At 59.2% G+C, this 20,222-nt stretch carries 16 protein-coding genes; 6 read left to right on the forward strand and 10 right to left on the reverse strand.

Annotated elements, in window-relative coordinates:
- Positions 1 to 405: 405 nt before the first annotated feature.
- The 8 genes from ade to EV130_RS24855 form a co-directional block, all read right to left on the reverse strand.
- Entirely contained in the window at positions 406 to 2,103 is a 1,698-nt protein-coding gene (ade, locus tag EV130_RS24820) for an adenine deaminase (RefSeq protein ID WP_132661846.1), read from the reverse strand.
- 132 nt (positions 2,104 to 2,235) lie between these two features.
- The gene (locus EV130_RS24825; RefSeq protein ID WP_074061900.1) at positions 2,236 to 3,342 is read right to left on the reverse strand and encodes a branched-chain amino acid ABC transporter substrate-binding protein; all 1,107 of its coding nucleotides are present in this window, start codon (positions 3,340 to 3,342) and stop codon (positions 2,236 to 2,238) included.
- 908 nt (positions 3,343 to 4,250) lie between these two features.
- Positions 4,251 to 5,576 (reverse strand): omega-aminotransferase AptA, encoded by a 1,326-nt coding sequence (gene aptA, locus EV130_RS24830; RefSeq protein ID WP_074061898.1) that lies wholly within the window; start codon positions 5,574 to 5,576, stop codon positions 4,251 to 4,253.
- Between the two features lie 289 nt (positions 5,577 to 5,865).
- Positions 5,866 to 6,183, reverse strand: coding sequence for an ArsR/SmtB family transcription factor (locus tag EV130_RS24835; RefSeq protein ID WP_074061897.1), 318 nt, complete (start codon positions 6,181 to 6,183; stop codon positions 5,866 to 5,868).
- A gap of 106 nt (positions 6,184 to 6,289) precedes the next feature.
- Positions 6,290 to 7,045, reverse strand: a complete 756-nt coding sequence (locus EV130_RS24840; RefSeq protein ID WP_132661848.1) for a HugZ family pyridoxamine 5'-phosphate oxidase — start codon at positions 7,043 to 7,045, stop codon at positions 6,290 to 6,292.
- Between the two features lie 32 nt (positions 7,046 to 7,077).
- The gene (choV, locus tag EV130_RS24845; RefSeq protein WP_074061896.1) at positions 7,078 to 8,127 is read right to left on the reverse strand and encodes a choline ABC transporter ATP-binding protein; all 1,050 of its coding nucleotides are present in this window, start codon (positions 8,125 to 8,127) and stop codon (positions 7,078 to 7,080) included.
- Positions 8,124 to 8,969, reverse strand: coding sequence for a choline ABC transporter permease subunit (choW, locus tag EV130_RS24850; protein ID WP_074061895.1), 846 nt, complete (start codon positions 8,967 to 8,969; stop codon positions 8,124 to 8,126). The genes choV and choW overlap by 4 nt, the downstream gene beginning before the upstream one ends.
- A gap of 78 nt (positions 8,970 to 9,047) precedes the next feature.
- Complete coding sequence (locus EV130_RS24855; RefSeq protein ID WP_074061894.1) at positions 9,048 to 10,001, reverse strand: choline ABC transporter substrate-binding protein; 954 nt, start codon at positions 9,999 to 10,001, stop codon at positions 9,048 to 9,050.
- Between the two features lie 234 nt (positions 10,002 to 10,235).
- On the opposite strand from EV130_RS24855, the gene EV130_RS24860 reads away from it, so the two are divergent.
- The 3 genes from EV130_RS24860 (at position 10,236) to EV130_RS24870 (ending at position 13,230) form a co-directional block, all read left to right on the forward strand.
- Complete coding sequence (locus EV130_RS24860; protein WP_074063248.1) at positions 10,236 to 10,838, forward strand: thymidine kinase; 603 nt, start codon at positions 10,236 to 10,238, stop codon at positions 10,836 to 10,838.
- Between the two features lie 54 nt (positions 10,839 to 10,892).
- A complete protein-coding gene (locus EV130_RS24865; RefSeq protein ID WP_132661850.1) occupies positions 10,893 to 11,963 on the forward strand; it encodes a hypothetical protein in 1,071 nt (356 codons plus the stop codon).
- Between the two features lie 139 nt (positions 11,964 to 12,102).
- A complete protein-coding gene (locus EV130_RS24870; RefSeq protein WP_132661852.1) occupies positions 12,103 to 13,230 on the forward strand; it encodes a DUF2333 family protein in 1,128 nt (375 codons plus the stop codon).
- Positions 13,231 to 13,485: 255 nt separating this feature from the next.
- Here EV130_RS24870 and EV130_RS24875 read toward each other — a convergent pair whose 3' ends face one another.
- Complete coding sequence (locus EV130_RS24875; RefSeq protein ID WP_074061891.1) at positions 13,486 to 14,211, reverse strand: helix-turn-helix transcriptional regulator; 726 nt, start codon at positions 14,209 to 14,211, stop codon at positions 13,486 to 13,488.
- Positions 14,212 to 14,990: 779 nt separating this feature from the next.
- Here EV130_RS24875 and EV130_RS24880 point away from each other — a divergent pair.
- Together EV130_RS24880 and EV130_RS24885 are read left to right on the forward strand one after the other, a co-directional pair.
- The gene (locus tag EV130_RS24880) at positions 14,991 to 16,628 is read left to right on the forward strand and encodes a formate--tetrahydrofolate ligase (RefSeq protein ID WP_237358557.1); all 1,638 of its coding nucleotides are present in this window, start codon (positions 14,991 to 14,993) and stop codon (positions 16,626 to 16,628) included.
- Complete coding sequence (locus EV130_RS24885) at positions 16,625 to 16,882, forward strand: hypothetical protein (protein ID WP_237358485.1); 258 nt, start codon at positions 16,625 to 16,627, stop codon at positions 16,880 to 16,882. Before EV130_RS24880 ends, EV130_RS24885 begins: the two co-directional genes overlap by 4 nt.
- A gap of 54 nt (positions 16,883 to 16,936) precedes the next feature.
- Here EV130_RS24885 and EV130_RS24890 read toward each other — a convergent pair whose 3' ends face one another.
- The gene (locus EV130_RS24890; RefSeq protein ID WP_132661854.1) at positions 16,937 to 17,800 is read right to left on the reverse strand and encodes an extensin-like domain-containing protein; all 864 of its coding nucleotides are present in this window, start codon (positions 17,798 to 17,800) and stop codon (positions 16,937 to 16,939) included.
- 280 nt (positions 17,801 to 18,080) lie between these two features.
- On the opposite strand from EV130_RS24890, the gene EV130_RS24895 reads away from it, so the two are divergent.
- On the forward strand, positions 18,081 to 20,216 hold the full coding sequence (locus EV130_RS24895) for a TonB-dependent hemoglobin/transferrin/lactoferrin family receptor (RefSeq protein ID WP_132661856.1): 2,136 nt from the start codon (positions 18,081 to 18,083) through the stop codon (positions 20,214 to 20,216).
- Positions 20,217 to 20,222 lie beyond the last annotated feature (6 nt).

The raw sequence follows: 20,222 nt of genomic DNA on the forward strand, positions 1-20,222 counted from the left end.
TGTGAACCCGATGACTTGGAGCCATCCCGGCAAGCCATAAGCTACCAGGAGGAGCCGACGCATGCCGACCGGAAACGGCGGGCGTTTTTCAAAATGCAGACAGAGGCGGATCGACCGATTGAAGCAGAAGAGTTCCGTCGGACATTTTCGAACCTCACATCGGCAAGCCATCCCATATCTTCAAGAACTTCGGCGGTTGCGTGGTACTTCAGCTCGCACGCCTTTCCCGCATGAAAGGCGGCGAGGGCTTTGTCGGCAAGATGACCAAGCTTTCCCCTGACAGAATCCTTCGACCTGTCCGCCAACGTTCCGCCTGAAAGCGTCACACTACGCAGAAAAGCCGTCGAACGGCTTATGGATTTTCCATCCGTTCCAGCAGTCACAGGCCGATTGCAGACAGGACTTTCACGCGATCAGCACAAACCGATCCACGTCCACCATCCCCCGATCCGAAATCTTCAGGTGCGGGATCACGGGCAGCGGCAGGAATGCGAGTTGAAGGAAGGGCTCTTCCAGCGTGGCGCCCAGCGCGTAGGCTGCCTTTCGGAGATGGTGAAGTGTGTCGCGGACCTTTTCGTAAGGTTCGAGGCTCATCAAGCCGGCGACGGGAAGGGCGATTTCGCCGGTCACCCTGCCGTCCTCGACGACCACGAAGCCACCTTTGATCTCGCCGAGGCGGTTGGCCGCGCATGCCATATCGTCCTCGCTGACGCCGACGACACAGATGTTGTGGCTGTCATGGCCGACGGTGGAGGCGATCGCACCTTTCTTCAGGCCAAAGCCCTGGACGAAGCCGTTGGCGTGGTTGCCGTTCTTGCCGTGCCGCTCAATGACTGCGACCTTGATGATGTCGTTTTCGAGGTCGATTCCGGTCTGGTTGCCCTTTGCCGGAAGGCGGTGCCGGCGAAATTCGGTGATGATCTTGCCGGGGGTGACGCCGATGACCGGCGTCTCGCCTTCGGTGGCCGGCACGCCGAAATGAGCGGCGTTGACGGGTCGCGCCTTCACGCTGTCGAGGCCAACTGGGGCGACCGGCTTGCGGGTGGCAAAGAGTTCATCGGTGACGCGGCGGCCGGCAGAAAAGACGATTTCGGCTTTGCAGCGCTCCAGGCTGTCGATGACGGCAAGATCGGCGCGCCAGCCAGGCGCGATGAGGCCGCGATCGGTCAATCCGAAGGCGCGGGCGGCCGAAATCGAGGCGGCGCGGTAGATCGCAAGCGGGTCGACACCGCTCGCGATCGCGGTGCGGATCATGTAGTCGAGATGGCCCTGCTCGGCGATATCGAGCGGATTGCGGTCGTCGGTGCAGAGGGCGAGATAGGGAGATAGACGCTCGGTGATGATCGGCATCAAGGCCTTCAGGTCCTTCGAGACCGAGCCTTCGCGCACGAGGATGTGCATGCCCTTGCTGATCTTTTCGAGGGCCTCTGCTGCGGTCGTGCATTCATGCTCGGTGCGTATTCCGGCCGCAAGGTAGCCGTTGAGATTCATGCCGCGCAGCAACGGCGCATGGCCGTCGATATGGCTGCCCTGGAACGCTTCGAGCTTTTCCATGCAGACCGGGTCCTTGTGGATCACGCCGGGGAAATTCATGAATTCCGCAAGGCCGATGACCTTGGGATGGCCTCGGAAGGGCAGGAGGCGCTCGATCGGCAGATCGGCCCCGGATGTCTCAAGATGTGTGGCGGGCACGCAGGAGGAGAGCTGGACGCGGATATCCATGATCGTTTCGAGCGCCGAATCGAGGAAGAACTGGATACCGTCGGTGCCGAGCACATTGGCGATCTCGTGCGGATCGCAGATGGCGGTGGTGACGCCATAGGGCAGTACGCAGCGGTCGAACTCATGCGGCGTGACGAGCGAGGATTCAATGTGGAGGTGCGTGTCGATGAAACCTGGAACGACGATCTTGCCGGAGATGACGATCTCGGTTTCTCCCTCATATGTACCGCAGGTGCCAACGATGCGATCGCTGCCGATGGCAATGTCGGATTCGACCAGCTCGCCGGTCACGAGGTCGAAGAAGCGTCCGCCTTTCAATACGATGTCGGCCGGCAGTCGGCCTGTGCCCTGGTCGATGAGGCGTTCGAGCTTGGTGGTCATGGGCATCCTCGTTCTGGCTATCCGTCCGTTATAACTGAAGTGCCGGACAAAGCGCTATAAGCGAGACTGCTCCAAAAATGAAAACCGGGCGCCGATAAGACGCCCGGTCATTCTGATGCCGGCTGACAGGCCTTATTCGGCGGCGACGATCTTGCCGCCTTCCCACTTGTAGAGCGCAAAACTCTGCGAGGTGAGATCGCCAGTTTCGCCATAGGTGAGCTTGCCGATCGCGGTTGCGATCGGTTCGCCGGACTTGAGGGCAGCGGCAACAGCTTCGGAATCTTCGGCGCTGCCAGCCTTCTCAATGCCGGCCTTGAGGACTTCGACGGCCGCGTAAGCATTCAGCGTGAAGGCTTCGGCCGGTATGTTCTTGGCGGCAAGCGCGTCGGAGGCTGCCTTGGAGTCAGCGCTCTTCGTCGCATCGGACGCGTTGGTGAAAACCGTGCCTGCAGCAGCTTCCGTGCCGATATTCCAGAATTCGCTGTTGGAGAGGCCGTCACCGCCGATGATCGTTGCCTTCACGGAAAGGTCGGCGAGCTGACGGGCAAGCAAGCCACCCTCCGGATGGTAGCCGCCGAAGTAGATTACGTCGACATTTTCAGCCTTGAGGCGGGTCGTGAGTGCACTGAAATCCTTATCGCCGGGGGTGATCGCATCATTGATGACCTCGGTGACACCGCCGGCATTGAGCGTTGCCTTGAAGGCGTCGGCAAGGCCCTTGCCATAGGCACCCTTGTCGTTGACGATGGCGATGCGCTTGTCCTTGAAGTTCTTGAGCACGTATTTGCCAGCGACTTCGGCCTGCTGGTCGTCTCGGCCGCAGGTGCGTAGCACGTTGGTGAGGCCGCGCTTGGTAAGATCCGGTGCTGTCGCCGTCGGGGTCACCATGAGGATGCCGTTTTCGGCAAGCACGTCGGAAGCAGGTATGGCGACGCCGGAAGTGACCGGGCCGACGACGAAGCGGATGCCTTCGCCGACGAGCTGGTTTGCGGCGGAAACACCCTGCTTCGGCTCGCCCGCGTCGTCGGCAGTCTTCAGCACGACCTTTTGGCCGAGGATGCCGCCTTTCTTGTTGATCTCCTCAACGGCGGTCTGCGCGCCGTTCTTCACCTGATCGCCATAGGCGGCAACGGGGCCGGTCAGCGGTGCGATCAAGCCGATGGTGATGTCGGCATGGGCAAAAGGCGCAAAGGCCAGCGATGCGACGAGAGTCGCGCCAGTCAAAGTCTTCAGACTCATTTTCGTTCTCCTTGGGTGGGGCCTTCTGGGCCCGCTATGACTGCCGCGACAACGAAAACCGTTCGTGAACATACCAAAGGGATGCGCCAAACGACGACGGCTACGGTGCGGTCAACGCGCCTTCCGGCCACTTTTGGCTTCGGAAGGCACAGACCAATTTTCTATGAATTTTGCTGCGATTACGCAAGGAGATAACAATCCAAGGCCCGTCTTCGCCAAATCGTTCAAGGAACAGGCGTCGATTGCGATTCTCTTCAGGTTTTTCCGACCTATCTTGTTGGACGGGCTTTTTGCAGGAACGCAACGATCATATCGGCATTGCCGATGTATGGCGTTCGCTCGGCTTTCTGATCATCCTTGCAGACGATGCTTTGGCCCGGTGCTCCTCCTCAATCTGAGCTGCGGCTCCGGTTTGAAGGCTTGCACGGCAAGGTCATCTGGCGGACCGACCGCGGCGAATGCCGACTGGGCTGAGAATGAGACGAGAAAGGTGCTCGAAAGCATGAACTTGAGCATGCAAAACCTCCGGCTGGAAATGGACGCGTCTTGCCTGCCGAAGAATTTTGCGGGCGGCGACCCGCAACGCGATCGAGGTCGCCGCCGCGTTCGAGGAAATCTCCGTCTCTCATGGTGTGGTTTCATTAAGCGAAGAACGAATGCCTGAAACCAGCGACGGCAGCTCTAGCGTCAATAACCGACAACGGTCGGATTCCAAGCCGCCTGGCTATCTGCCGCTTGATTCGAATCGACCTTTCATGGTGTGAACGCTCGATAGGGCGGCATTTCGAGGTTGTGCCGTGCAGGGTTGGCCATGGACATGGCGCAATCGGTAGAGAAATCTGCTGACACGAACGCTCTCCCCATTTGCGGGGGAGAGGCTGGGGCGAGGGCAGGGGCCTTCGATCTGCTTAGATGTTGTTCTGCAAAATCTCGCGCAATTTGCCGAAGAGCTCGTCGATGTGCTTCTTTTCGATGATGAGTGGCGGGGAAAGGGCGATGATGTCGCCCGTGGTGCGGATCAGCAAGCCGTTCTCATAGGCCTTCAGGAAGGCGGTGAAGGCGCGTTTTGTGGGTTCGCCGGCGATCGGATCCAGTTCGATCGCGCCGATCAGACCGGTGTTGCGGATGTCGATGACGTTCGGGCAGTCCTTCAGCGAGTGAAGGGCGTCGGCCCAGTAATCCGAGAGCTCGCCAGCGCGGGTAAGCAGGCCTTCTTCCTTGTAGGTATCGAGGGTGGCAAGCGCGGCGGCGGCGGCGATCGGGTTGCCCGAATAGGTGTAGCCGTGGAAGAACTCGATCATATGCTCCGGGCCGTCCATGAAGGCGTCATGAATCTCGGAGGTGACGAAGACGGCGCCCATCGGGATGACGCCGTTGGTGAGGCCCTTGGCGGTGGTGATGATGTCTGGCTTCACATCGTAGTACTGCGCGGCAAATGGAGCGCCGAGGCGGCCGAAGCCGGTGATGACTTCGTCGAAGATCAAAAGGATACCGTGCTTGGTGCAGATTTCGCGGAGCTTCTGCAGGTAGCCCTTCGGAGGAATGAGAACGCCGGTTGAACCTGCGACCGGCTCGACGATGACAGCAGCGATCGTGGAGGCGTCATGCAACGTGACGATGCGCTCGAGCTCGGTTGCAATGTCGCCACCATGTTCCGGCTCGCCTCGGGTGAACGTGTTCCTGCCCGGCTGATGCGTATGAGGCATGTGGTCGACGCCGGTCAGAAGCGTGCCGAACATCTTACGGTTGGACACGATGCCGCCGACCGATATGCCGCCGAAATTGACGCCGTGATAGCCGCGCTCACGGCCGATCAGGCGGAAGCGGGAGCCGTTGCCCTTGACCCGATGGTAGGCCAGGGCCACCTTGAGCGCCGTCTCCACCGATTCAGATCCTGAGTTGGTGTAGAGAACGTGGTCCATGCCTTCGGGCGCGATATCGACGAGACGGTTTGCAAGCTCGAAAGCCTTCGGATGACCGAGCTGGAAGGCTGGCGCATAATCGAGCTCGCCGGCCTGCTCGCGGATCGCCTCGGTGATCTTGGCCCGGCAGTGGCCGGCATTCACGCACCAGAGACCGGCGGTGCCGTCAAGTACCTGACGGCCGTCATGGGTCGTGTAGTACATGTCCTTGGCGCCGACGAACAGGCGTGGCTCCTTCTTGAATTGCCGGTTTGCCGTAAAAGGCATCCAGAAGGCGCGAAGATCGTTCGGTGCGTTGAGGCGATTGGACATGCTGTTCTCCTGGCCGTTGCGGGGCCGTCCCCGGGGCTTTGCGCCCATATTTTTACTGTTCGGTCAAATTATCAGCGCTTCTTGGGGCGTCAAGCCATGGACGACATGGATGGCACGTGCCGGCCATTGGCGTATCTTACGCCGCAGCTTTCCTGCAAACGAACAAAACCGGCAAATCGAGAGATTTGCCGGCAAAGGTTATGCTATCGTGCTGAAATACTGCTCACCGTGCCATTCCGGTTACATCCCGCAGCACGGCGTTTTAGCAAACTTTATGTCTGCGTTATCATTATGCTGCAGATCTGCTGCGGCCCTGGACTGCATAAATGTCCTCGAGCGTCGCCAGGATCTTCATCACCGGTTCCGAATTGCTCGAGTAATAAATGGTCTGCGCGTCACGGCGGGTCTTTACGAGCTTCTGGGCCCGCAGCTTTGACAGATGCTGCGAAAGCGCGGACTGGCTGAGGCCGACCTGGGTCGCAAGCGCGCCGACAGGTACCTCGCCTTTGACGAGACTGCAGAGGATCAGAAGGCGTTTGGGGTTCGCCATCGCTGATAAAAGGGCGGCCGCCACGTTAGAGTGGTCTGAAAGGTCAGTGGTTTTCATATTTCCAATCTTCCTAAGCGAATGATGTATCCGTATAGGCACAGGGCGTTAGACGGGGTTGGCGGACGTTCAAAACGTAGCAACTGGTCCGGAAGATTGTATATACCTAAATTTCACGTAGCGAGTATGCTATTTTAGATATGTGTGACTTAATGTCCGTCGCATTCTCGATGAGTGACTCAAATTCGCAACGGTTGAGCAAATCACCGGAAATGGCGTCGAACCCTGCGCAATCCACTCCACATATGCGCCATGCCGTATCTTTTGGCGCCTTGAAAAGCTTCGCAAGCGCTTCGGACAGGTCGGCATGCTCCTCTACTAATTCTCGCACTGTCTGCGCTGCCTGTTCGGCAACCGGCTCGTTCGCAGGTGAGAGAATCATGAGATCGGCACTTTCCAAAAGATAGGCGCGGCCGAAGCCGCCATTAAGGCTTGCCGACTGCGGAACGAGACGGAAGAAGCGGAAGTCCGGGAAGTCGATATAGAGCTGCGCCTTCGCATGCCGGTCGAAGAACCGGGCGCGGATGCGCTGGTGTACGGCGCTTCCGCGCTCGACCGGCTCGGCAATGCATTGGGTGGTGAGCCGCGGATGCGCGAGGGGATCGCCCCTGCCGGGTTCGCCAGTCAGGAGCGACGCGCGCCGGTCGGTCTCCAGCGCCTTGGTATGGGTCGACAGCGCTGAAACAAGGATGACAGGCACGCCGTCGAAATCCGTACCGAGCAGAACGCGGCTCGCAAACGGAAAGCCGGTCGCAGGGTCGAGCACGGCAAGAGCACCATAGCGGGCCGAACGCAAAAGCACGCGTGCGAGCTTGCGCGCTTCTTCGTCCGTTTCCCTGAGTACGGAAGCCTGGTCTTTCATGTCCACTTTCTTGACGGAAGCAGACGGCTGGATCAAGCCTGTTCTTTGCGCCGGTGCTGGGTCAGCCCGGCCACGACATCCTGAGCCGAAATCGTGCCGATGATGGCGCCGTTTTCGACAACGCCGATGCTGCCCGGCTGACGGGCGAGCGCGTCGAGAATATCAACGAGTGGAGTTTCAGCGCGTGCCGTGGCGCTTACGCTCGCCCCTGCCGCATGGCCAAGGCCCGGTTGCATCACATCCTGCGCCGTCAACATGCTGATCGGATTCATGTGCTGGACGAAATCTGCGACATACTGATCGGCAGGGTTTTTGACGATATCCTGCGGCGTGCCGCACTGGATGATGCGTCCGCCCTCCATGATGGCGATGCGATTGCCGATGCGAAAGGCCTCGTCAAGATCGTGGCTGACGAAGAGGATCGTCTTCTTCAATCGCCGCTGGAATTCCAGAAGCTCATCCTGCAAGCGGGTGCGGATCAGGGGGTCGAGCGCAGAGAACGGCTCGTCCATCAGCAGGATCGGCGCGCCGGTGGCAAAGGCGCGGGCGAGGCCGACACGCTGCTGCATGCCGCCGGAGAGTTCGTTGACTTTGCGATCCGCCCACTTCGTCAGGTTGACGAGTTCAAGCTGCTCCTCGACCCGTTTCTTGCGCTCACCGTCCGGCATGCCGGCAAGTTCGAGGCCGAAGCCGACATTCTCCTCGACCGTGCGCCACGGCAGCAATGCGAACTGCTGGAACACCATGGACACGGTGTGCATCCGCAGATCGCGCAGAGCCTTTGGGCTGCATGCATAGGGATCTACCGGGCCGGTTGCCGAGGAAACTGATACCTTGCCGCGCACGACGGGAGCGAGGCCGTTGACGGCGCGCAGCAGCGTCGATTTGCCTGAGCCGGAAAGGCCCATAAGCACGAGGATTTCCCCTTCCTCGATCGTCAGCGAGGCATCGGCAACGCCGAGAACGAGCCCGGTTGCGGCGCCGATCTCGTCGCGGGTCTTGCCTTGATCGACGAGAGAGAGGGCGGTTTGCGGCCTGTCGCCGAAGATGATGCTGACATTGTCGAAGCGGACCGAGGTCATGCGCCGTCTCCTTCGCCTGCCGTGCGGAACATGCGGTCGAGAATAATTGCCAGGATGACGATACAGAGACCGGCCTGGAAGCCCATGGAGACATTCACCGTGTTCAGTGCGCGAACGACGGGCTTTCCAAGGCCATCGGCGCCGACGAGCGCAGCGATGACCACCATCGATAGCGACAGCATGATCGTCTGCGTAAGGCCGGCCATGATCTGCGGCATCGCGAAAGGCAGTTCGATCTTGCGCAGCACCTGCGTCGGAGTTGCGCCAAAGGACTCGGCTGCCTCGACGAGGGAGGGCGGCGTCGAGATGATGCCGAGGCGGGTCAGACGGATCGGCGCAGGGATGGCAAAGATCACGGTTGCGATCAGCCCTGGGACCATGCCGAGGCCGAAGAGAATGAGTGCGGGGATCAGGTAGACGAATGTCGGGATCGTCTGCATCAGGTCGAGCACGGGACGCATGATGGAAAAGACCCAGGCGCGCCTTGCCCCGGCAATGCCGAGCGGAATGCCAATCGCCATGCTGACGAATGTGGAGGCGAGAACGAGCGCCAGTGTTTCCGTCGTCTCCTTCCAGTAGCCCTGGTTCATGATCAAAAGCAAACCGAGCAAGGTAAAGACTGCAACGCCGATCGAGCGGCGGAGCCAATAGGCAATCGCCGTGATCGCCAAAAGCACGATCAACGGATGTGGCGCCTGCAGGATGAAGAGCAATGCTCCGATCACGTGCGAGAGAGCGAAAGCCAGTCTGTCGAAAAACCATTCGCCGCTCGACGTCAGCCAATCGACGGTCGATTTGGCGACGGGGCCAATAGGGATTTTGTAATCGGTGATCCAGTTCAAGGAGCGCGCCTATCCGAAAGAGCAGAGATCAGGATGAAACGAAAAGGGGCGGCGCGTGGGCCGCCCCGTTCATCAGCTTCAGAGGCCGAGGCCGGACTTGACGGCCGCTGCGGCGTCCTTGCCGTCCTTGGTCGTGACGCCTGCAAGCCATGGCTCGACGGCCGTCGGATTTGCCTTCAGCCATTCCGTTGCCGCGACCTGCGGATCCTCACCATCATTGAGGATCTTGCCCATGATCTGGTTTTCCATCTCCAGGCTGAACTTCAAGTTGGACACGAACTTGCCGACGTTCGGGCATTCCTTGACGAAGCCTGCGCGGGTGTTGGTGTAGACCGTCGCGCCGCCGAAGTTGGGGCCGAAGGTGCTGTCGCCACCCGTGAGGTAGGTCATCTTGAAGTTCTCGTTCATCGGATGAGGTGCCCAACCGAGGAATACGACCGGCTTACCGTCCTTTTCGGCACGGGCAACCTGCGCCAGCATACCCTGCTCGGAGGACTCGACGACTTCAAGTCCGCCCATTCCCATCTCGTTCTTCTCGATCAGGGTCATGACAAGGCGGTTGCCGTCGTTGCCCGGTTCGATCCCGTAGATCTTGCCGTCAAGGGCGTCCTTGTGCTTGCCGATGTCGCTGAAGTCCTTGATACCGAGTTCGGCGCCCTTGGCGTTGGTGGCAAGCGTGTACTTGGCACCTTCGAGATTGGCTCCGATGGATTCGACGGATTTGTCGTCGAGATAAGGTTGAACGTCCTTTTGTTGTGCCGGCATCCAGTTGCCGAGGAACACATCGATGTCCTTGTTCTTCAGCGACTGATAGGTGACAGGTACGGAGAGGACCTTGACGTCCGGCTCGTAGCCGAGGCTCTTCAGAACGACCGCGGCGGCAGCGGTGGTTGCGGTAATGTCCGTCCAGCCTACGTCCGAGAAACGGACGGTCGAGCAACTTTCAGGTTCTGCTGCAAATGATGCGGTTGCGATGGAAAGTGCGGCAACTGCAGTGGCGGTGGTCAGTTTGAATACGCTTGTTGTTTTCATTTTAGACTCCCAGTCTTTGGTTCCCAAGCCAAGCATCAATAGCCGACATTTACAAGCGACCTCAGTGTGTTTGCGCCGCATTGCCTACCCCGAATGCGACGTTTCACATTTTTATCAGGCGGCCGGTTTGCGGGCCTTTTTATGGTTTTTGCCTCCGGATTTCCTGTGATTATCGATTCTGCTGTCTTTTCTTTGCCGATTGGAGCTTTCAAGAAGCAAAACACGGAGAAAACGATGGCAAAACTCTATTTCAACTACTCTACCATGAATGCCGGCAAATCGACCATGCTGCTGCAGGCCTCCTATAATTACCAGGAACGCGGCATGCGCACCGTGCTTTTGATCGCGGCCTTCGACGAGCGCACGGGCAAGGGTATCATCGGCTCGCGCATAGGACTGGAAGCGAGCGCCATCGCTTTCGAGGGACATACCGATCTTTTCCGGCTCATCAAGGAATTGAGCGCCGAGGGCGGTCCGATCGCCTGCATTTTCGTCGACGAAGCGAATTTCATGACACGCCAGCATGTGTGGCAGCTCGCCCGCGTGGTAGACCGGCTGAACATACCGGTCATGGTCTACGGGCTTCGCACCGACTTCCAGGGCAAGCTGTTTCCGGCTTCCGAGGAATTGCTGGCGATTGCAGACGAGATGCGCGAGGTGCGCACCATCTGCCATTGCGGCCGCAAGGCGACAATGGTCGTGCGGCTCGGTGCTGACGGGGAGGTCGCGCGCGAAGGGGCACAGATCGACGTCGGCGGCAACGAGAAATACGTATCGCTCTGCCGCAGGCATTGGGACGATGCAATGAACGGCGAATGGCGCGCCGAGGCGGTTTGAGCTTCTGCCTCCGAGCGGCTAGGCTTCAGGCTCGGAGATTCTCTGGAGAAGCCGGTGCGCAAAGCTCCCTCGTTCGACAGTCTATTTGAAGCAGCCGATGCGCTTGTCGTGACCCTGCGCGCCGAGGCAGCCGCGTGCGTTGCCTTCATCGACGACTTTGCCCGCAACGGAGCGCAATCCGATGACGAGGCGTTTCTGGCACAGCGCCACCGGTTCCAGGCTTTTGCCACCGCGCGTCTTGAGTTCGATGGACTGCTTGGCGAAATGGTGGCCGGCCTCGACCGCATGACGGCCGAGGTTTCCGCGGATCTGGACAGCTTCCGCGGCCTGACTGCGCGCGAGAAGCTGACCGGCTGGTTTTCGCGGCAGCGCATGTGGCACCTCCACAGTCAGCGTGTGCGCGCAGCTCCCGTGATCGAGCGGCTGCTCGACCTGCTGTCGAAATCGAACACCCTTGCGGGATTGGTCGCCAGCCACCGCGAATTCGCGCTTGCCTGCCACAATGCCGCTGAGCGCAGCGTTATCACGATTGTCGGGCAGCGCAGGCGCCTTGTGGATGCCATCGAGATTTCGCGGCTTCGCACGAAGGAGCTGAACGCAAAAGCACTGACGAGGCAGGGGCGCATCGGTCTCTACGGCGGCAAGGCCGAATGGGAACGAATGGAGGAGGAGCGGCGCACGCTCAAGCAGCAGGCCGACAAGATCGCCGAAGAGGAGCAGTCGATGCGCCACGAAAGCCAGCGCCGCGAACGCTTCATTACAATGTTCGAGGCGCTTGTCGAGGGGTTGAACAGCCAGATCGGTCTTTGCAACGCCTTGGCCCGCAAGCTTTCGATCGATACGGAAGAACGGCTGATCATCTATCAGGCGCAGGTGGATGGCGAGGCTCCGGGTTCGAAAGGGAAGATAACGCAAGAGCTGTTCCCGCATATCGCCGGGCCGATCTCGCTCTTTGAGAAAGATATGCTTGTCCCGCAGGAAATCGGACCGCGCAAGGCGGCAGCAGATGCGGTCTTCGCCAGGAAGTTCGCGGCTTTTGCCGAAAGCGGCGACGCGGCCGATGCCCCGATCATCGACCTGACGCAAAAGCCTTCGGGGTTCAGACTGCCGTTCCTGCGCTCCTGACGACGGCTTAAAGCCGATCGTCGCGGCTTCTGGCCGTTCTTGCCTGCGATCTCCTAAAAATATCTCCTTCATGTTGTGCTCGATCAAGCAAACACATATGTGAAAGCAGAACTTTCTGACGTTCTGCTAGGAGAAGGGCATGCTCGACCGGATCGCCGGTTTCTTCAGGCTGATCGGCCGCACGATAGCCCGCGGGTTCAGCCTTGCTGTCGCCTGGGCGTTTTGGCCCTTCCTTGCCGCTCATGGCTGGTACCGGCGCCGGACTTGGATGATCCGGATTCCCATCATTGCGTTGGCGGCGCTGCTTGTCGTTCTTTACGCGTATTTTCTCTGGCAGACGCAGGTCTGGTCGAATTTCAATCCGTCCTTCGTCGACGAGTACCGTTTTTCGCAGCGCAAGGTTCCGGCCGGCCAGGAACTGCCGGTTGCCGGCGGTGCAGCACCTGCGGCCAAGACCTGCCAGCGTTCTGCGATCGTCGATGTCGCTGCCGATCTGACCGACTTCAACGTCAACCAGAACGCATGGATATCGTCTATGCTGCTCTACCGGCTCGGGTTTTTCGGCATCGACTGGGATCATACGCCGTTCCTCGACAACAAGGCGTCCTTCCAGCGCGGGGTCAATCAGGCGGCAAGGCGGACATCGGCCGAGCTTGTCGATACGCTTGGACGCGTGCGCGGCACCTCCGGCATCAACAACGATCTTCAGAACGCCCGCGGCAATCTGCAATTCGACGAATACAGCTGGTATTTCGGGCTCAATCCATTCGGGCCGAAGACGCCGACGCCGAGCTACTACCGGTCGGCCATCGGCAGCCTGCGCAAGTTCAATACCGATCTTGCCAGCTGCAACGCTGTTTTTGACGGCCGTGCGGACAACCTCATCCAGTTCATCGACCGCATTGCGAACGATCTCGGCGGCACGTCCGACATGCTGGCGGAGCGCTCGGAAAATCACAATCGCGGCTGGTTCGACATGCGCGCCGATGACCGTTTCTGGTTCGCCTACGGGCAGCTCTACGCCTACTACGCCATCCTGTCGGCAGCACAGTCCGACTTTTCGCAGGTGGTGGCTGAGCGCAATCTTGGCGCCATCTGGGGCGGCACGACAAGGCAGTTTCAAGCGGCCCTGCGCATCCAGCCGGCGATCATTTCAAATGGCCGCGAGGACGGCTGGATCATGCCGAGCCATCTGGCGACGATGGGCTTCTATATCCTGCGGGTCCGGTCTAACCTCGTGGAAATGCGTTCCGTCCTCGACCGCTGATCGTCAGGCCGAGACTGCGTGATCATGATGCTGTCGATCGCAGCTCGACAAGATTTTCTGAAGCGGGCGTCTATGGCAGGCCGAAGATGGCATGGACGGCAACCGAAGGGACGGCGGGCGGAAACAAGCCGGACGATTTCGGCATCGCTGATGCCAATTTGGTCGCGAGAGTGCTCTTTCTCATGAACCCAGGCTGCTCGGGTTGAAGAGGCACTCTTCGATCTGAGGTTTCGCACTGGGGCTTTTATGATTTCATCAGGCGATGAGCTTCAATCGAATAGCCTTGGCGACCAACTGTGTGCGGTTCACGCAATCAAGTTTTTTGATGGCGTTCGTCATGTAGGCGTTCACGGTATGATCGGAGAGGGCGAGGATCTGGCCGATTTCCACGGAAGTCTTGCCCTGGGCGGTCCAGCGAACGACTTCGAGCTCGCGTGCGGAAAGAGCATGATAGGTGCTGTCTTCGTTGCGCTTGACTGCACTGTAGGCGTCGAAGGCGTGAAGCACGATCACAGTGAGTTCGTTCATCTCACTCTGGCTGAGCGGTGCGCGGTCGCCTGAAAACCAGAAAACCAGCCGCTTGCCGTCTGCCCCATTTACCGGCAGAACGACGCTGACCGGCATTTTGTGCTGGAGCATCAGGCTGCGAACTTCGCAGCGGAACATCTCGGACGTTGGCGGGTCGGAGAGATTCCATTTCTGCGGGGCGGCGGACTCTCCGAGCGCTTTCGAAAAAGGACAAGCGCGCAACGTATGAGCGCGGTCGAATTCTCTGAGATACGTGCCTGTCAGCGAGGTCTCGATTAGAAGTGGTCTCAAAAACAGGTCTTCCGCGGACGGCTTATTCATCAATGTATAATGGGCGAACCCAAAAGCATCTGCGATCCTGTGCAGGGCCTGGACAAAAAGAGCGCGCGTTCGCGCCGATGCCAATTCTGCCGATAAAAGTGACTGCCTTTCGGAGGTAGTCATGTAAGACATAATGCGCCCCGCCTTGCCTTCATGTTAAAGCTATAAAATACGCTATTTGGCGGTCGCGCTAGTCCTAATTCACCTGGGGTACGCTGATTAAATCATACTGTTAAAAATAAATCACACTGCCACGCTTTGTGGTTGTGTTTAATATCATACAGGTAGCAATCCGACCGGCTTTGCTTCTACTGCGTTAACCGGCTTTTGCACGCCGGCCACGACAGAATCACTTGCAAGAAGCTGCAGGTGGGCCTCCACACCAGCGACGCGTGCCCTGACCACATGATCCAAGCCGCCGGCGGCCCGCCTGTCTGCAGCCTTAGTCTCCAACAGGATCTCGGCACGGCATCCGTCTCCCGGCTTGCGGGATTGAGACGTGCGATGTCATCGGGAATGCCAAGCTGCTGCCCATGTCCCCTTGCCGTGCCGGCGAGCGGGTTTGCCACACCACGTGCCGACAATCCCGGCGCCTTGGTGACAACAAGTCCTCTGCTTCCTTTCGGCATCTGATGGCGCCAGCGCGCTATGGAGCCAGTCGGAGATTGGTCGGTCTCGGCACGCTGTTTTCCGTGCCATCAGGCGCGTTCTTCGACGAAAAATCTCAAGAAGTACGCTCTCGGGAGCGGCGTCCATGAGCGGCGTACGATTGTGGTGGAGGCAGTGAAAAAGCGGCATCCGGGGTCTTGTTTCCGGCGCGGGGATCACGGCATGTTCCGGGGTCAGAGGCATAAGCTCCCGGGGAGACCAGCGTGGCCATCAAATCCGACATCGAAATTGCACGTGCGGCAATGAAGAAGCCCATTTTCGAGATCGGCGCGACGCTCGGCATCCCGGCAGAACATCTTGCGCCTTATGGTCACGACAAAGCGAAGGTCCGCGCCCAGTTCATCGCCGCTCAGGCGGGGAAGAAGGATGGCAGGCTTATTCTTGTCACGGCGATCAATCCGACACCGGCGGGCGAGGGCAAGACGACGACCACCGTCGGCCTCGGCGACGGACTGAACCGGATCGGCAAGAAAGCCATCATATGCATCCGCGAAGCGTCACTGGGGCCATGCTTCGGTGTCAAGGGTGGTGCTGCCGGCGGCGGCTATGCGCAAGTCATCCCGATGGAAGACATCAACCTGCATTTCACCGGCGATTTCCATGCGGTCACGGCCGCGCACAATTTGCTTGCCGCGATGATCGACAATCATATCTACTGGGGCAACGAGCTGGACATCGACCTGCGCCGCGTGACCTGGCGCCGCGTGATGGACATGAACGACCGGGCGCTGCGCGAGATGGTGTCTTCGCTGGGCGGCGTTGCCAACGGCTTTCCTCGCCAGAACGGCTTCGACATCACCGTCGCTTCGGAAGTCATGGCGATCCTCTGCCTGGCGACAGACCTCAAGGATCTGGAAGCCCGTCTCGGCAACATCATCATCGGCTACCGCCGCGACAAGATGCCGGTCTACGCCCGCGATCTGAAGGCGGACGGCGCAATGGCGGTGCTCCTGAAAGACGCGATGCAGCCAAACCTCGTCCAGACGCTGGAGAACAATCCGGCTTTCGTCCATGGCGGGCCTTTCGCCAATATCGCCCATGGCTGCAATTCGGTGATTGCGACGAAAACGGCGCTGAAGCTTGGCGATTATGTCGTGACCGAGGCGGGGTTCGGGGCCGATCTTGGCGCAGAGAAATTCTTCGACATCAAATGCCGCAAGGCGGGGCTGAAGCCCGATGCGGCAGTGGTCGTTGCCACCGTGCGCGCACTGAAGATGAACGGCGGCGTGAAGAAGGATGATCTGGCGGCAGAAAATGTCGCGGCACTCGTCAAGGGATGCGCAAATCTCGGGCGGCATCTCGCCAATGTCAGGAAATTCGGCGTTCCAGTCGTGGTCGCGATCAATCATTTCGTTTCGGACACGGATAAGGAAATCGCGGCCGTCCAGGAATACGTTGCCCGCCACGGCGCCGAAGCCATCCTCTGCCGCCACTGGGCGGAAGGCTCGGCTGGTATCGAGGATCTCGCCTATAAGGTGGTGGAACTGGCCGAATCGGGCCAGGCGAGATTCGAGCCGCTTTATGCCGACAGCGTGCCGCTGTTCGAAAAGATCGAGATCGTTGCTTCGAAGATCTACCACGCCGGCGAGGTGACGGCGGACAAGGCGGTTCGCGACCAGCTCATCGTCTGGGAGGAGCAAGGCTACGGCAATCTTCCTGTCTGTATGGCGAAGACACAGTATTCCTTTTCGACAGATCCTAACATTCGCGGCGCGCCGGAAGGCCATATCGTGCCGGTGCGCGAAGTGCGGCTTTCGGCAGGCGCCGGATTCGTCGTGGTCATCACAGGCGAAATCATGACAATGCCGGGGCTACCGAGATCGCCATCCGCCGAGCGGATATTCCTCAATGAACAGGGTTATATCGAGGGGCTGTTTTGACTTTGCTGCGAAGCTTTATTTTCACCGCAGTGGTGGTCCTTTCGCTGTCTGCAGCGAGTGTTTCCACGGCCGCCGATGCGCCGCCTGCCGAAGAACAGAGCATGGCCGATTTCATCAGGAACAACCCTGGCTGCCTGGAGTTCAACGACCAGTGCTCGATCTGCGCCATGGTCGACGGCAGGGCGGAATGCTCCACGCCAAGGATTGCCTGCGTCAAGAAGCCGTATGTGTGCACGCGACGGGCGGACAAATGAAGCGGCGATCTATTTTGACATGAGCTCTGGATATAGGAGCATCAGTGACGCACGCTAGTGGCAATAACGAAATCCTCCTTTGCGCTGCAGCACGTCCATGTGGAAATGCGTCTCATGCGCGCTATCGCTTTCGGGGTCGAGCACGGTGGAAAAATAGAGGCAGCCGGAGGCGCTTACTGTGCGCTGGAAGGCGCCGGCGAGGGTGGGATCCTCCCGGCGCGGCTTTACCGCAATGACGTCGCCCCTTTCGAAACCGAAGCTTGCGATATCGATCGCGTTGCCGCGGGCATGTTCGGAAATCTTTCCGATCTCGGCGCCGTTGCGCAGGCGACAGACGTATGACGACGCCTGATTGAGCGCCGTGATCCGGCCCTTTTCCTTCGCAGCGGCGGTGGCGGCCGGAATCACGCTCTCCTTCATCCAGCGGGCAAGCGCCAGAGCCGCCGGGCAGCGCAATGTCGCTTCCGGCTTCACCTTGATGCCGGGAAGCACCTCTACAACACGGACCGGCTTGTCGATGCCGCAGCCATTTCCCTCGTCGATGCGCGGTATATCATTGACGAGGGCGCCGAGGGCCTGCAACTCCCCCATACATTGCGCGTGATCGGCGTCGCTTTCCGCCTCGATGGTCAAGTTTTGAGCTTCCAGCGTGCCGGGTGCCGGCGGACCGAATTTCTCCGGCTTCTTGTCCTGCGGTTTTTCAGCTTCCGAAGGCGTCTCGTTTTGAGGGGCGGGCGGGTCTTGCGCATCGTTAACGGTCGAGGGCCTCGGTTCGGGGGTTGGCGTCGTTTCTACTGGTTCTTCGGCTTCGCCGGCAATTTGCGGCTTTATGTGCGGGATGGGACCTTTGTCCGGTAGGCTTGCGCCAGTGAGGATAGTCAGGGTTGCGATGGCCGCTGCAATTGCGATGTTCTTCAAGCTTCAACCGTCCATGGCTGCCGATGGAAAGGGGGCAACGCATGAGGGCCGATTTCGTTGCAATTTCGCAACGCCTACGGACCTCGGTAAAAAACCTGATCTTTTTATTCAACATTTGCGCCGGCGGTAATATTGACAATTATACTCATGTTTTTTATGCGGCAGAAAGAAGGCGGAATGTTGGGTCCCGCCGCAAATTCGCAAAGCCTAGCCAGCCCCTCGAGCGCTTCAAGCGCACCGACCAGCCAGCCCGGTACTATTCATCATAGAGGGTTGGTTAATGATTGTCCGCAATTCGCGCTCCGTTCTGTTGACTTGCACTGCATTGTTCGTCTTCGCTACAGGGTTTCCGGCATATTCGCAAAGCCAGGAAGAGGAGGCGGCGGCCCAGAAGACGGATCGCGTAACGCCGCTTAAAAAAATCGTCGTCGGCGCGGGACAGCGCAAGATCGCCATCGATACGCCGCAGGCCGTAACCGTCCTCGATCAAAAGGACATCGATGACGTCCAGGCTGAAACGATCGGAGATATCTTCAAGGATGTGCCCGGCGTCTCCATTGCCGGCAGCGAGCGTGTTTTCGGCGAGGCATTCAACATTCGCGGCATCGGCTCCACCGAGGATTCCGCCGACGGATCGCGCATCGTCGTGAATGTGGACGGAGCCCAGAAATTCTACGAACAATACCGGATGGGATCGTTCTTCTCGGACCCAGAACTCTACAAGTCCGTGGAGGTGCTGCGCGGGCCGGCCTCTTCCACGCTTTACGGCGCCGGTGCCCTCGGCGGCGTCATCAACTTCACCACCAAGGATGCCTCCGACTTTCTGCAGGAGGGTTATGACAATGCACTCAGGCTCAAGAGCAGCTACGAAACAAATGGCAACGGGTATCTCGGCTCGTCCATTTTCGCGCATCGCTTCAACGAAGGCGCCGAATTCCTCGGTATGCTGAACAAGCGTGGGTCCAGCGAATTCGAGTTGGGAGACGGCAGCGACTTGTCGGGCTCCGACTTCCAGTCGTGGTCAGGTCTTGCCAAAGGGACTTTCCATTTCGGCGATAGCGACGAGCAGACGCTGCGCTTGTCCTATCAGCATTGGGACAGCGATGCTAACGACCAGGACTATGCGCAGACCGGCACACAGGCCGCATTCGGTACTGTAGACCGCCATGTCATCGATGATACCGCGGTGCTGAGCTACGAAAATCCCGCCAGCGACAATCCGTGGCTCGATCTCAAGGCCAGTCTTTCATACTCTGATACTTCGGTTGACCAGAGCGATGGGACGCTCGGCGGTTTCTCGAACATCATCGATGCCGATTACGGTTACCGGACATGGCAGGCAAACCTCCAGAATACGACCGAGTTCTCCGGCGACAGCTGGGTAAACTATCTGACTTACGGCACCCAACTCAGCCATCAGGACCGCACCGCGGATTCGCCGCTTGAGACCAGCCCGACGCCAGGTGCGATCGCCACACATCCCGAGGGCACCGACAACAAGGTCGGACTCTTCGTGCAGAACGAATTCGTCTATGACGAGCGGCTGACCATCATCGGCGGCGTTCGCGGCGACTTCGTCTGGAGAGAACCCGGCGATTCCACGGCAGCTTTCAGCAATGCCGTCGACGACAACGATCAGGCTTTCTCGCCCAAGCTTGCCGTGCATTACAAGCTCACCGACGAATTTGGCGTCTTTGGATCGATTGCCCACACCGAACGTCTGCCGACACTGGATGAGCTCTATACCTGGAGCAAGGGAACAAGCCTGGACCTCAAGAAGGAAAAGTCCAACAACTACGAAATCGGTTTTACGGCAACACGGGATGACATAATCCAGGCGGGCGACAACATCAGTTTCAAGACAACCGCTTTCTACAACGACCTGGAGAACCTCATCGCTACTACGGGCACGGGCGCGTCCTCCTATTTCTACAATGTCGGCAAGGCCCGCATCTATGGTGTCGAAGTCGAAGGGGCCTACGATTCGGACTACGCTTTCGCCAAGCTTGCTTATACCGGCACGCAGGGCCAGGACCGCAGCGATGGCCTGAACTACAACAAGCCGCTGCCGACCGTGCCGGCTCACAAGATTGCCTTGACCCTGGGCGGTCGGCTTCCCGAGCGCGACATCGAATACGGCACCCGCCTAACGCATGCCTTCGAGGCGCAGAACAGCGTCCGCGGTACGGCTGCATCCTCCGGTTCCACACCGAACCATCTCGTCGTGCCGGCCCCTGATTGGACGACCGTGGATATCTTCGCCTCCTGGAGGCCGCAGAGCGGTGAGATGCAGGGATGGCAGGTCCAGGCCAGCGTCAACAATCTGTTCGATCAATACTATCGGGAAAATACGTCCAACGACTATGCCAAGGGGCGAACGTTCAAGATCACTTTGAGCAAACAGCTCGATTGGTAGTTCGAT

It is taken from the genome of Rhizobium azibense (assembly GCF_004342325.1).
GTDB lineage: Bacteria > Pseudomonadota > Alphaproteobacteria > Rhizobiales > Rhizobiaceae > Rhizobium > Rhizobium etli_B.

Bases quoted from the DNA above. Each gene is read 5' to 3' on its own strand.
- EV130_RS24855 (WP_074061894.1), bottom strand. From the start codon at position 10,001: ATGAAAACAACAAGCGTATTCAAACTGACCACCGCCACTGCAGTTGCC.
- choV (WP_074061896.1), bottom strand. From the start codon at position 8,127: ATGACCTCGGTCCGCTTCGACAATGTCAGCATCATCTTCGGCGACAGG.
- EV130_RS24870 (WP_132661852.1), top strand. From the start codon at position 12,103: ATGCTCGACCGGATCGCCGGTTTCTTCAGGCTGATCGGCCGCACGATA.
- EV130_RS24875 (WP_074061891.1), bottom strand. From the start codon at position 14,211: ATGTCTTACATGACTACCTCCGAAAGGCAGTCACTTTTATCGGCAGAA.
- EV130_RS24835 (WP_074061897.1), bottom strand. From the start codon at position 6,183: ATGAAAACCACTGACCTTTCAGACCACTCTAACGTGGCGGCCGCCCTT.
- EV130_RS24840 (WP_132661848.1), bottom strand. From the start codon at position 7,045: ATGAAAGACCAGGCTTCCGTACTCAGGGAAACGGACGAAGAAGCGCGC.
- EV130_RS24880 (WP_237358557.1), top strand. From the start codon at position 14,991: ATGAAGAAGCCCATTTTCGAGATCGGCGCGACGCTCGGCATCCCGGCA.
- ade (WP_132661846.1), bottom strand. From the start codon at position 2,103: ATGACCACCAAGCTCGAACGCCTCATCGACCAGGGCACAGGCCGACTG.
- EV130_RS24825 (WP_074061900.1), bottom strand. From the start codon at position 3,342: ATGAGTCTGAAGACTTTGACTGGCGCGACTCTCGTCGCATCGCTGGCC.
- aptA (WP_074061898.1), bottom strand. From the start codon at position 5,576: ATGTCCAATCGCCTCAACGCACCGAACGATCTTCGCGCCTTCTGGATG.
- EV130_RS24860 (WP_074063248.1), top strand. From the start codon at position 10,236: ATGGCAAAACTCTATTTCAACTACTCTACCATGAATGCCGGCAAATCG.
- EV130_RS24895 (WP_132661856.1), top strand. From the start codon at position 18,081: ATGATTGTCCGCAATTCGCGCTCCGTTCTGTTGACTTGCACTGCATTG.